This window comes from Holdemanella sp., assembly GCF_056804935.1.
In genome coordinates this window covers 1-11,455 of the sequence record NZ_DBMEXE010000028.1, presented here as the reverse complement: position 1 = coordinate 11,455, position 11,455 = coordinate 1, and the positions used below count along the sequence as shown (strand labels likewise).

Genomic DNA, 11,455 nt, shown 5'->3' with positions numbered 1-11,455 from the left:
GATCGCAACTTTATATCCTTCTTGATTTTTTAGAATGTGATTTAATAAAGTAGTTTTACCAGCTCCTAAATAGCCAGTTAATAATAAAATAGGTATCGATTTTCTTTTCATTTTTAAAACCTCCTTTACTTATTGTATAATATTTGCGATAAAAAGGAGTAAATTTTTTATGACAATTTTATATACATCCTTCCATATATTGGATTTAGACAATGATACAGTACAAAAAAAAGAGATGCCTGAAGAATTCCAAGGTTTTGTGAAAGAATATATTGAGTATGCGAACTCAAATGAGAAAAATAAAATGTATACCATTCATGATGAACAAACACAAGTTGTTTCGTGTATTCGTCAAATGGCATTGAATCAAGAAAAATGTGAAGTTCTTACAGATAGTATTGCAGATAAGCTTTTGATGAGTGAAAAACTTGCACAGGCAAAAATCTATCGCATGGGTTCTAATGTGAAAAAGGGAAGTCTAATTCAGGCTTTGGTACAAAATAGTAGTGATGAACTTTTATTTGTGGTTGCTAAAGTGGAACATTCAAAATGGTATGATGGAAGTGATTTATCAAAGAAGTATGGATTTTCAGGAGATAAGAAATCATTGTGGAAATCAGCTGTATTTTCAATGTATGAAATTAATTCGCACATTGTATTTAAAGATGTTAAGGCATATTCAGATACTATGGCAAAATATTGGACAGTTTCATTCTTGGAGTTAGATGAAGCTAGGGATGATGCCAAAAATACATATTCCGCATTTAAGGCCGTGGATAATGAATTGAAGAGCGCTGTAGAACCTGTTTCTAAAAAGGATTATGTAAAGTTATCGAGTGAATTACAGAATGTGATGAATACACCACAGCAGTTAAACTACAATCAGTGTATTGATAATTTAATTGATTCGTATTCTTTTAGTGAAGAAGAAATTGAGAAAGATGTTATTAAAGATTGTTTATTAGCGCTTCCTGAACGTAAAAATTTTGATACAGAATTTAAAGTTGTTCCCGAAAGCTTGAATAATAAACGTACAAAAAAATTCCAGTTATCCCAAGGTATTGAATTAACGATTCGTTCGGATGCCATGGAATATCCAGATAAGATTGTATCGACTGTGGTGGATGGAAAGCGCGTCATTCAAATTGTTTGTGAGGATGATGATACGTATGATGCGTTTGCTTAAAATAAACTGAAAGAAATTTTGTTTGTATAAATACGAAAATAGTGGTTTAATTAGTACATTATTTAAAGGGGGTATTTCAAATGAAAAATAAGAATGCATTAACAATTCTATTATATGTTTTTGCCGTTTTATCATTAGCTTATACATGTTATGCGGCAATTCAAGCATACAATACGTTTACTTCATATTACAGTACAAACTTAAGTGTAGTGAATTTGGTTTTGTACATGATTACAACGTGTTATGAAAGCATCTGCTTTAGTGTGCTATTCTATGCGTTAGGCGTATTTAGTGAAATGTTTAAGAAGAAGGAAGAAGAGAAATAGTTTTATACTGTTTCTTTTTTCTTTAGGAAATGATTATGAAGAAAGATTTTAAAGAAGGGGCCAAGGCAGCAACCCCAATTATTTTAGGATATATTCCTGTTGGAATAGCATATGGGATGATGGCTAAAGCAACAGGATTAACATTTTTTAAAGCGTTGAGCTTTTCCTTGTTTGTGTATACAGGAGCTGGACAAATGGCTGCTGTCACAATGTTAGCTCAGAATGCTGCTTATGTAACAATTGTATTTACAGTCTTTATATTAAATTTGCGTCATATTATTATGAGTACGTGTATTATGGAAAAGATGGAGAAAACAAGCTTGCCTATTCGTTTACTTTTATCTTTTGGGATTACAGACGAAGTGTTTGCGATGTCAATGACAGATAAGAAAATTAATAAGTTAACACCTGCATTTTTTGCAGGACTTTCCTTGTTTAGTTATCTGTCATGGAATGTAGGCTCAGCTCTAGGCATATTGTTTTCAAGTATACTACCGAGTATCGTATCTAAGAGCTTGGGTGTATCTTTATATGCGATGTTTATTGGATTATTAGTGCCGAATACTAAGAAGTCGATCCGCTTATTGTGTGTAGTGATTATGACGATGGTTGTGAATTGGGTATTAAATCAATTCTTATCGAGTTCATTATCTATTTTGATATCTACGCTTGGTTGTGCGCTCATTGGAATGTGTTTTATTTCCAAGGAGGATCTACAATGAAATTTGCAATATTGATTTTATTTCTTTGTTTATCAACATATATACCTAGAATGTTGCCAGCCTTGTTTATGGAGAAGATTCAAGTATCGGGAAAGGTTAATATATTCTTGCAATTGATTCCTTATACGGCCATGGCGTCCTTGATTTTTCCAGCTATACTATATGTAGATAAGAATATATGGATTGGCATTATAGCAAGTGTTGTAGCAGTTATCGCAGCTTTAAAAAAGTTACCTGTAATTGGTGTTGTTTTGGTAAGCGTGATATCTTGTGTAATATTTTATATGCTTATGCTTTCATAGAAATGAAAAATATTTACAATCATATTGTAAACAGTTGCAAAAGGTGATATAATTTTATTGGCTTCGAAAGGAAGTTTTAAGAAGGTTTGCGTCAATAGAAATCGTATTTTGCTCCTTCCTCAAGTTCACTAATGATTTCGAAGTTGACGTAATAGATTAGGCCTGAGTGAATCCGGGCCTTTTTGTGTGTTAAAATGGTGTTGGTGATGGTATGGAACGAATTGAAAAACAGATGCAGTTTATTTTGGAAATTGATAAAGAAAAACAAATCAAAAGGAAGACACTTCAAAGCAATGGGAAAGACTTTGAGGATGATGCTCAACATGCTTGGCATATGGCTATTATGACACTATTATTAAGTGAATATGCCAATGAAAAAATTGATGTATTAAAAACAATTTCCATGTTGTTGATTCATGATCTTGTGGAAATTGATGCAGGGGATACCTATGCATATGATGATCAAGGCTTGAAAACGCAAAATGAAAGAGAGAATTTAGCAGCTAATCGCATTTTTAATTTATTGCCAGAAGATCAGGCAAAAAAAATATTTGATTTGTGGAATGAATTTGAAGAAAGAAAAACACCCGAAGCTAAGTTTGCCAGAGTAATGGATAATTTTCAGCCTGTTATGTTGAATGCTGCGACGGATGGAAGAATGTGGGTTGAAAATGGTGTGCATCTTGAAAAGATATTAAAGCGAAATGAAAAAACACATGAGGGTAGTGAAGTGTTGTGGAAGTATATGTATGAGCATTTCATTTTGCCAAATGTTAAGAAGGGAAGAATTAAAGAGTAATTCTTCTTTTTTTGAGCATACTACTGTACAAAACAAAGTAGTGGTGATAAACTAGTAGTGAAAGAGGTGGTTTGATGAAAAAAGGATTTATCATATTAATTATTTTTATTCTTGTTTGCATTGCAGGAGGTAGCTTTCTTGCAATTCATTTGATTCGTAATATAGAAGTAAATGAAACTTCGATTGTGAAAGAACCATTGAATCATGAGGGGATAGAGAATTTTACTTCTGTCAATTTAGATTTGACAAGTATGGATGTTAAAATTGAGAAATCCAGTGAGAATGCCATTTCTTATCGCTTGCAGGATGTGAAGAAACAAAAGCTGGATTATTCTGTTGATGATGGCGTTTTAACTGTAAAAGAAATAATTTTAGATAAACATTTTGTAGGTCATGATGATAATGAAGTGATTATTTATACGACAAATGATTCTTTAATTGTGAATGGCAATCTTGTTGCGGGAGATGTTGAAATTCAAAACGTGGCATTAAAAGATTCTAGAGTGACAAGTGTATCTGGTGATATTTCTATTGAGAATGGAAATTTAAATAATTGTACTTTTGTTACTACAAGTGGAGATGTTGAATTTGATGGGCAATTGGCAGGAGATAATACATTAGAAACCACTTCTGGAGATGTAAGTGTAGAAAATATCAATAATGTTTCAGTAACAGCTTCTACAACATCTGGAGATATTGAAATTGGTGAAGAAGAATTTACGGGTTCTGTAACTCGTGTGTTAGGAACAAATAATGCGACCTTAACTTTAAATACGACAAGTGGAGATATTGAAATTAACTAAAAAAATAGGCAAGCGAAATTAATCGTTTGCCTTTAATAATTCTTCTAGAATTTGAACTGCATTTGTAGCAGCACCTTTACGAATCTGGTCTCCACAGCAGAATAGAGATAATGTATGATTTGTTTCATCCGTGATGTCTTTACGAATTCTTCCAACATAAACTAAGTCTTGATTTGTCGTATCCTTTGGCATTGGATAGATTTGATTTTTTGGATCATCTTTTAATAGTACGCCTTCAGCTTTGGATACTAATTCTCTTGCCTCATTGACATCCACTTCATTTTCACATTCGATGGTGATACTTTCAGAGTGAGAACGCCAAATAGGGACACGCACACAAGTACAGTTAACTTTTAAAGCATCATCGTGCCACATTTTTCTTGCCTCATTTTGCATCTTCCATTCTTCCTTTGAGATGCCTAAATCATCAAAGTCTCCAATTTGAGGAATAAGATTAAATGCGATTTGGTAAGGGAAGGCTTTTGATGGAATATTTTCATCTTCAATTTGATTCTTTAAATCTTCAATTCCTTGAACACCAGCACCTGATACAGCTTGGAATGTTGTCACAATCATGCGTTTGGTGTGGTATTTTTTATGTAAAGCTTGCAAAGCTACAAGGGCAATAATCGTTGCACAGTTTGGATTGGCAATCAAGCCATGATGGTTTTTAATGTCTTCTTTATTCACTTCAGGAATTACTAAAGGAACATCTTTGTCTAAACGGAATGCACTTGAGTTATCAACAACGATACATCCTGCTTCTTTGGCCCATGGCATCCACATTTTTGTGATGTCATTTCCTGTTGCACCTAATACATAGTCAACACCTTGAAAGCTGTCTTTTGTTAATTCTTCAACAATGTGTCCATCGATTTCTTTTCCTTTTGATCTGGCACTAGCTAATAATTTAAGGTCAGCCTGAATGTTTCTTTCTTTTAAGCATTCTAACATTTGTTGTCCTACAGCACCTGTAGCACCGGCAATTGCGATTGTTGTCATTCTTCATTTCCTCCTACGAAAGTATCATATATAACTTGGACTGTTTTTGTGAAGTCTTTTTTCTTAACTCCCACTGTAATATTGATTTCATCACTACCTTGGGCAATCATGACAATGTTGATGTTATTTTTACCTAAGGCACCAAATAACTTGCCACTTGTACCTGGTTTATCGGACATGTTTTTACCTACAGTAGAAATTAAAGCTAAATCCTCTTGGACAGTTAATTTATCTGGTTTTAGTTCATCTTTGAAGTGTGCCAAGATTTCATAAAGACTCTCTTCAATTTCTTTTTTCTCTACAACAATATTAAATGAGTCAATTCCACTAGGAATGTGTTCAATACTGATATGGTATTTTTCTAGGATGGATAGGGCTTTACGAATGAAACCAACTTCATTTGACATATGCTTTTTATAAACATAGATAGACATAAAATCCTTTTTACCTGCAATACCTGTAATTGGATATCCACTTTTTACTTTTGAATGTTCTTGGATGATTGTACCTGCGTCTTGAGGACGATTGGTATTTAAAATGTGGATTGGAATGTTAGCTTCTTTAACCGGGAAAATGGCTTCTTCATGAAGTACGCTTGCTCCCATATAGGAAAGTTCTCTTAATTCTGAATATGTGATATGAGTAATTCCTTTTGGGTTTTTAACAATTGTAGGATCAGCCATTAAGAATCCAGACACATCGGTCCAGTTTTCATATACGTCGGCATGAAGACATTTTGCTAAAATAGCCCCTGTAATATCGCCTCCACCACGTGGGAAGACTTGGATGTGTCCATTTGCACTTGTGCCATAGAAGCCTGGGAAAACAAAGTGGTCGTATTGAGCATATTTAGCTTGAAGTTTTGCGCTGGTCGCATCCCAGTCAATGGATTTATCTAATTTAAAACGAATAATATCTTTGGCATCCACAAAGGCATAACCTAGATATTCAGCCATTAATTTAGCGCAGAAGTATTCACCGCGACTGACGATAACAGCTTGGGACATTTGGTTAAGATTGGTGTAAAAGGCATCCAACTCTTTTTCGATGGGTTGTTTAAGGCCTAATTCATTTTTTATTTCGATGAAACGGTTTTTGATAAGTTTAAAGACACTCGATGCATCAACATGGTATTTTCTGTGGGCATCTAACAGGTAAAGCAGATCTGTGATTTTGTTGTCGGCCGCAAAACGTTTTCCAGGAGCCGATACAACAATGTATCGGCGTGTTGGATCTTGTTGGATGATGGCTTTGATTTTTTTGAACTGTTCAGCATTTGCGACACTAGAACCACCAAATTTAGTGATTTTTAACATATGACTACCTCCATAATGCGATAAAACTATTTTTATCTAATTCTTTAACTTTCTTAATGATCGACATATCCTGGTTTTCAATCCAGTAATAGTTTGCTTCTTTCTTTTGAATAGGATAGTAATTCTCTAGGGAAACATCACTGCGAATTAGCCACGTTTCTTTTAAAAGAGACGTATCAAATTCTTTTGGTGTTGAATAAACAATTTTTCTTTCTTTATTTTCAAGTGTATCTAAAGCATTCTGTACCATTGCTTGCGCTGTAGGTAATTGGCCAGCGCCCTGACCATAATAGCCTAGTGTATCAAAGCTATGAGATAGGATTTTTTGTGCGTTGTAGTTGCTAGGAACATTGGCTAAAAAATCATTTTCATCCATGCAGCAAGGAGCGATAATGGAAATGATCTTATCGTCAATTTGTCTTGAAATGGATAAATGACGTATGACTTTATTGTTCATTTTGATGAATTTAATGTCTAACATTTTGATTGTACGAATTCCTGCATAATATGGAATGTCAACGATGGGTGTGTTGAAAGCTAAGCTATTCGAAATCTTTGTCTTATAATATACGTCAACACCGTCAATATCGTTAGATGGATCTTTTTCAGCATATCCTTTATCTTGAGCTTCTTTTAAAACGTCTTCAAAATCCAAGTTGTTTTTTTGCATAGAATCTAAAATGTAGTTGCTTGTGCCATTAAAGATACCTTCATAGCCTTGTAGTGGTTCAAGTCTTTTTAGTTTTAATAAGGCATCGATAAATGGAATACCACCTGCAACACAAGCTTCTACCTGAATGCTTCCTCCATATTCTTTTTCAAGCTCTAAATAGGTATCGAGATAGGTTGCGACAACAGCTTTGTTTGAGCTGATGACATGTTTTCCTTTTTTCAAAGCTTTTTGAATCAATGTGTTGGCAGGTTCTAATCCGTTTAAACATTCAAAAACGATATCAATATCCTCTTGAACTACCATATCTTCATTATTAGAAAAATAAGGTAGGTTTTCTTTTCCTTTACGTACATAAACGTATTTTATATTGATATCATTCAATGTTTTTGCCAGGATTTCAATCCCTTTTCCGACAACTCCATAACCTAAGATAACTGCGTTCATATAGTTCCTCCTGTATCTTTTTAGAAAACACTTGTTTTTAAAGTGTGAACATTGTATCATATGGAATATAGATTTTCAAGGAGGATTCACATGAACGATTATATTTCTACAAGAGACGCACACCAAAGCGTTTCCAGCAAGCAAGCCATACTAAATGGAATGAGTCCAGATGGAGGTTTATACGTACTTCCAACTTTAGATCAGATACATTTAGATTTATCTTTAATATGTTCAAAGTCTTATAAAGAAAATGCCGTTTATATACTTTCACATCTTCTTACAGATTATACGAAGGAAGAATTGGTGACATGTGTTGAAAATGCATATGCGAATTCTTTCTCTAAAAAAGAGATTACACCTGTAAAAAAAGTAGATGATGTTTATGTGTTAGAACTTTTCCACGGTCCTACATGTGCCTTTAAAGATGTTGCGTTAACTCTTTTACCACAATTAATGTCCTGTGCCTTAAAAACTACGAACCAAAAAGCATTGATTTTAACCGCCACAAGTGGAGATACAGGTAAAGCGGCTTTATCTGGGTTTTGTGATGTAGAAAATATTGGTATTAATGTTTTCTATCCATATAAAAAGGTTAGTGCCATTCAATATCGTCAGATGGTTACGCAAAAAGGAAAGAATGTGAATGTGTTTGGAATTCAAGGCAATTTTGATGATGCGCAAAGCCAAGTAAAACGTCTATTCTTAGATGAAGAATTGAATGCATATTGTGCGAAACAAAATATTCTTTTGACAAGTGCCAATTCCATTAACGTGGGTCGTCTGGTTCCTCAAATCGTTTACTATTTTGATAGCTACAAACAATTAGTGCATCAAGGTGCTATCAAATTAGGGGATAAAGTTTCATTTAGTGTTCCAACTGGAAATTTTGGAGATGTTTTAGCTGGATATTATGCATATTTGATGGGGTTGCCAGTAGAAAAGTTCTATGTTGCCAGCAATGCGAATCGTGTATTAACAGATTTTTTAACGACAGGTATCTATGATCGAAATCGAGATTTTATCCAGACTATTTCACCAAGTATGGATATTTTGATTAGTTCAAACTTAGAACGACTATTATATTATGCATCTAATAAGGATACACAAAAAGTATCGAAATGGATGCAGGAATTAAATGAAAAGGGTCGTTATCAGATTGATGATGAAACTTTTAAAACCATTCAAAACTTATTTGCGTGTGGCAGTGTAGATGATGAAAGTACAAGCTTAGAAATTAAATCAGTATATGACAAGACTTGCTATGTTTTAGATCCGCATTCGGCCATTGCGTACAAAGTCGCAAAAGAATGTAAAGATCGTCCTATTGTTTCTTTGGCTACAGCTTCACCTTATAAATTTAGTCAAGATGTTTTGAAAGCATTAGGATATACAGAAGATAATGAATGGATGGCTATGCAAGATTTATCAAAATATTGTCAAGATGCAATTCCTACTCAATTAAAGGAACTTCAAGACTTAGATGTTTTACATGATCGTGTTATAGATGTAGCATCTATGAAAGATGTGGTATGTGAAAGTACAAAAGAGGTATTCCATGATTAGTGTGTGTGTCCCAGCAACAAGCGCAAATTGTTGCGTGGGATTTGATTGTCTTGGTATGGCTGTAGACTGGTGGGCTCACTTTACTTTTGAAGAAAGTGATACGTTGATTGTAGAAGGTTGTCCGGATGAATTTAAAGGAAAAAACAATTTAGTCGTGCAAGCCTTTTATACAACTTGTGACTATTTACATTTGGGATATCCGACTTTTAAACTAACGATAGATACAGATGTGCCTTTTGCCCGTGGCTTGGGTTCAAGTTCAACGTGTGTTGTTGCGGGAATCTTAGCTTGTGATGCATGGTTTAAAAAGGGTATGGACAAGATGGAAGTCTTAAAGATTGCCACAAGTATAGAGGGACATTCTGATAATGTAGCACCAGCTATTTTTGGCCAGGCTACAGCTTGTTTTATGGAAAGAGAAGATGTGAAAATGAGTCTTGTTCCATGTGCAAACTACCATTGTTTGGCCATTGTACCTCGTTATGAAGTAAAAACTTCGCAGGCAAGAAAGGTTTTGCCGACTGGTATGGCATTTAAAGATTGTGTTTCACAAGTATCGCATGCACTCGTCTTTATTCAAGCTTTGCAACAGGGGAATGAGTCTTTACTTGCAAGTTCTTGTAGGGATTTGTTGCATGAACCATATCGTAGGCAATTTATTAAGGAATATGATAGGATAAAGAAGTATTGTGATTCAAAACAACTTCCAATGTGGATTTCAGGAAGTGGTTCAACTATGATGGTTGTTTCGTTAGAAAAATCTCATTTGGTTGAATTATCCAAGATTTTAGAATCTTGTTTTAGTGAATTGGATTATAGATTTTTAACTATAGCTAAAGAGGGGGCGTTTATAAAATATGAGTAAATATTATGTTGTGAGCGGCGATATTTTACCAGATGTTTTAGAACAAGTTATGCAGGCACGTATTTTATTACAGTCGGGCAAGGCAAAAAGAATTAGTGAAGCTGTTAAAATGGTTGGTATTTCGCGTGGCACATATTATAAATATAAGGATGCTGTTTTTTCATTTAATGCAGAACAATCGAATCGTAAGGCAATTATTTCGATGATTTTAAGAAATGAAAAGGGCACACTTTCTAAAGTTTTATCGTTAGTATCTGTAAAACAAGTTAATGTTTTAGCTATTAACCAAACGATTCCTATTAATGGGATTGCCAATGTAGCACTTACTTTAGATATTAGTGATTTAGAAATCAGTATTCAGTCTTTAGTCAGTTTGATTGAGGCTATGCCGATGGTAGAAAAGGCTGATTTGGTAGCTGTAGAATAATGAGACGTGTTTTAAGTTTTATATTTGGCTGGTGCTTTATCATTGTTTGTGTTGTGTTTAGTATCAAAAGTACGGCATTAAACCCGGATTTTTATATTCCTAAATATGAAGAGATGGATTTGGCTAGTGATATTGGTGTTTCTAAGAAAGATTTGAATCAAAGTATTCGTTTATTGTTGGAATATTTAGATGATAAACGGGCGGATATAAAGGGACATATCACATGGTATGGTGTATCTCAAGAAACTTTTAATGAAAAAGAAACGAGTCATATGGTGGATGTAAAGGCGTTGTATCAGAATGCTTTAAGGGTTGCTAAAACAGCATTTATTATTCTAGTGTTGATTGTTTTATATTTTTACTGGAATGAAAAAGAATTGATGTTTGCGTATTTGAGTAAAGGTTTTTTAACGGCCATGTTTACATTCATATTAATGCTTGTATTTTTTGGGCTTTGGATCTTTACAGATTTTACGAGTTTCTGGACATGGTTTCATACGATTTTCTTTACGAATCAATTGTGGCTGTTAGACCCCAATACGGATTTCATGATTTGTATGCTTCCAGAAACAATTTTTTATAAGCTGGTACTTGCTTGTGTAATTAAAGTGATTGGTTTTGTCGCTTTGGCAAGTGGATTGGCGATTTATTATATGGTGAAAAAGGCACCGATAGGTTTTGAAAGATGATTGTACTTGCGTCTAAATCTCCACGAAGAAAAGAGATATTAAAAGATTTGGGCTACGATTTTATTGTTTGTCCAGCCAAAAAGGATGAAGTGTTTGATTTAAGTTTAGGTTTGGATGAGGCTTTAAAAAAGGTGGCTGAATCCAAGGCAAAAGAAGTAAGAGAATTCTATTCAGATTCGATTATTATATCGGCAGATACGATTGTATGTTTGGATCAAAAAATATTGGGTAAACCAAAATCAAAAGAGGATGCGATAAAGACGTTGAACGCATTATCAAATCGTAAGCATCAAGTAAAAACGGGTGTTTGTGTAATCTATAAAAATCAAACTTTTCTA

Annotated in this window: 15 protein-coding genes; 11 read left to right on the top strand and 4 right to left on the bottom strand. The window is 34.0% G+C overall.

The genetic code is table 11. From position 1 onward, the window contains the following. A partial coding sequence (locus ACZQCL_RS02620) for a GTP-binding protein (protein WP_482481784.1) occupies nucleotides 1–111 on the bottom strand: 111 nt, incomplete at its 3' end. Nucleotides 112–169: 58 nt separating this feature from the next. On the opposite strand from ACZQCL_RS02620, the gene ACZQCL_RS02615 reads away from it, so the two are divergent. The 6 genes from ACZQCL_RS02615 to ACZQCL_RS02590 all read left to right on the top strand — a co-directional run bounded on the left by ACZQCL_RS02615 (nucleotide 170) and on the right by ACZQCL_RS02590 (nucleotide 4,138). Further along, complete coding sequence (locus ACZQCL_RS02615) at nucleotides 170–1,186, top strand: nucleoid-associated protein (protein ID WP_227991352.1); 1,017 nt, start codon at nucleotides 170–172, stop codon at nucleotides 1,184–1,186. 80 nt (nucleotides 1,187–1,266) lie between these two features. Further along, a complete protein-coding gene (locus ACZQCL_RS02610; protein WP_118116293.1) occupies nucleotides 1,267–1,512 on the top strand; it encodes a hypothetical protein in 246 nt (81 codons plus the stop codon). Between the two features lie 35 nt (nucleotides 1,513–1,547). Continuing rightward, nucleotides 1,548–2,234 carry an AzlC family ABC transporter permease gene (locus ACZQCL_RS02605; RefSeq protein ID WP_443669102.1) on the top strand — a complete coding sequence of 229 codons (687 nt, stop codon included), beginning with the start codon at nucleotides 1,548–1,550 and terminating at the stop codon, nucleotides 2,232–2,234. Further along, nucleotides 2,231–2,536, top strand: coding sequence for an AzlD domain-containing protein (locus tag ACZQCL_RS02600; RefSeq protein WP_443669103.1), 306 nt, complete (start codon nucleotides 2,231–2,233; stop codon nucleotides 2,534–2,536). The genes ACZQCL_RS02605 and ACZQCL_RS02600 overlap by 4 nt, the downstream gene beginning before the upstream one ends. A 211-nt stretch (nucleotides 2,537–2,747) precedes the next feature. Next, nucleotides 2,748–3,335 (top strand): HD domain-containing protein, encoded by a 588-nt coding sequence (locus ACZQCL_RS02595; RefSeq protein ID WP_419031439.1) that lies wholly within the window; start codon nucleotides 2,748–2,750, stop codon nucleotides 3,333–3,335. Between the two features lie 74 nt (nucleotides 3,336–3,409). Next, nucleotides 3,410–4,138, top strand: a complete 729-nt coding sequence (locus ACZQCL_RS02590; protein ID WP_482481783.1) for a DUF4097 family beta strand repeat-containing protein — start codon at nucleotides 3,410–3,412, stop codon at nucleotides 4,136–4,138. 18 nt (nucleotides 4,139–4,156) lie between these two features. Here ACZQCL_RS02590 and ACZQCL_RS02585 read toward each other — a convergent pair whose 3' ends face one another. Genes ACZQCL_RS02585 through ACZQCL_RS02575 form a run of 3 tightly spaced genes read right to left on the bottom strand, consistent with a single transcriptional unit; the run spans nucleotide 4,157 to nucleotide 7,573 of the window. Continuing rightward, nucleotides 4,157–5,140, bottom strand: coding sequence for an aspartate-semialdehyde dehydrogenase (locus ACZQCL_RS02585; RefSeq protein ID WP_482481782.1), 984 nt, complete (start codon nucleotides 5,138–5,140; stop codon nucleotides 4,157–4,159). Continuing rightward, nucleotides 5,137–6,456, bottom strand: coding sequence for an aspartate kinase (locus ACZQCL_RS02580; protein ID WP_288525600.1), 1,320 nt, complete (start codon nucleotides 6,454–6,456; stop codon nucleotides 5,137–5,139). The genes ACZQCL_RS02585 and ACZQCL_RS02580 overlap by 4 nt, the downstream gene beginning before the upstream one ends. Before the next feature lie 4 nt (nucleotides 6,457–6,460). Continuing rightward, a complete protein-coding gene (locus ACZQCL_RS02575) occupies nucleotides 6,461–7,573 on the bottom strand; it encodes a homoserine dehydrogenase (protein WP_418583871.1) in 1,113 nt (370 codons plus the stop codon). A gap of 90 nt (nucleotides 7,574–7,663) precedes the next feature. Between ACZQCL_RS02575 and thrC the strand changes: the two genes are divergently transcribed. From thrC to ACZQCL_RS02550, 5 genes are all read left to right on the top strand, one after another. Beyond that, on the top strand, nucleotides 7,664–9,136 hold the full coding sequence (gene thrC / locus ACZQCL_RS02570) for a threonine synthase (protein ID WP_481253331.1): 1,473 nt from the start codon (nucleotides 7,664–7,666) through the stop codon (nucleotides 9,134–9,136). Then, nucleotides 9,129–10,001, top strand: a complete 873-nt coding sequence (gene thrB / locus ACZQCL_RS02565; protein ID WP_482481781.1) for a homoserine kinase — start codon at nucleotides 9,129–9,131, stop codon at nucleotides 9,999–10,001. Before thrC ends, thrB begins: the two co-directional genes overlap by 8 nt. Further along, nucleotides 9,994–10,428, top strand: coding sequence for an ACT domain-containing protein (locus ACZQCL_RS02560; RefSeq protein WP_003863833.1), 435 nt, complete (start codon nucleotides 9,994–9,996; stop codon nucleotides 10,426–10,428). The genes thrB and ACZQCL_RS02560 overlap by 8 nt, the downstream gene beginning before the upstream one ends. Further along, nucleotides 10,428–11,117 (top strand): TIGR01906 family membrane protein, encoded by a 690-nt coding sequence (locus tag ACZQCL_RS02555; protein WP_333881936.1) that lies wholly within the window; start codon nucleotides 10,428–10,430, stop codon nucleotides 11,115–11,117. Before ACZQCL_RS02560 ends, ACZQCL_RS02555 begins: the two co-directional genes overlap by 1 nt. Continuing rightward, on the top strand, nucleotides 11,114–11,455 hold a 342-nt coding region (locus ACZQCL_RS02550; RefSeq protein WP_482481780.1), incomplete at its 3' end, for a Maf family protein. The genes ACZQCL_RS02555 and ACZQCL_RS02550, both read left to right, overlap by 4 nt.

Coding starts and splice junctions, on each gene's coding strand:
- thrC (WP_481253331.1), top strand. CDS start 7,664: ATGAACGATTATATTTCTACAAGAGACGCACACCAAAGCGTTTCCAGC.
- ACZQCL_RS02610 (WP_118116293.1), top strand. CDS start 1,267: ATGAAAAATAAGAATGCATTAACAATTCTATTATATGTTTTTGCCGTT.
- ACZQCL_RS02575 (WP_418583871.1), bottom strand. CDS start 7,573: ATGAACGCAGTTATCTTAGGTTATGGAGTTGTCGGAAAAGGGATTGAA.
- ACZQCL_RS02590 (WP_482481783.1), top strand. CDS start 3,410: ATGAAAAAAGGATTTATCATATTAATTATTTTTATTCTTGTTTGCATT.
- ACZQCL_RS02615 (WP_227991352.1), top strand. CDS start 170: ATGACAATTTTATATACATCCTTCCATATATTGGATTTAGACAATGAT.
- ACZQCL_RS02600 (WP_443669103.1), top strand. CDS start 2,231: ATGAAATTTGCAATATTGATTTTATTTCTTTGTTTATCAACATATATA.
- ACZQCL_RS02560 (WP_003863833.1), top strand. CDS start 9,994: ATGAGTAAATATTATGTTGTGAGCGGCGATATTTTACCAGATGTTTTA.
- ACZQCL_RS02595 (WP_419031439.1), top strand. CDS start 2,748: ATGGAACGAATTGAAAAACAGATGCAGTTTATTTTGGAAATTGATAAA.
- ACZQCL_RS02555 (WP_333881936.1), top strand. CDS start 10,428: ATGAGACGTGTTTTAAGTTTTATATTTGGCTGGTGCTTTATCATTGTT.
- ACZQCL_RS02580 (WP_288525600.1), bottom strand. CDS start 6,456: ATGTTAAAAATCACTAAATTTGGTGGTTCTAGTGTCGCAAATGCTGAA.
- ACZQCL_RS02585 (WP_482481782.1), bottom strand. CDS start 5,140: ATGACAACAATCGCAATTGCCGGTGCTACAGGTGCTGTAGGACAACAA.
- thrB (WP_482481781.1), top strand. CDS start 9,129: ATGATTAGTGTGTGTGTCCCAGCAACAAGCGCAAATTGTTGCGTGGGA.
- ACZQCL_RS02605 (WP_443669102.1), top strand. CDS start 1,548: ATGAAGAAAGATTTTAAAGAAGGGGCCAAGGCAGCAACCCCAATTATT.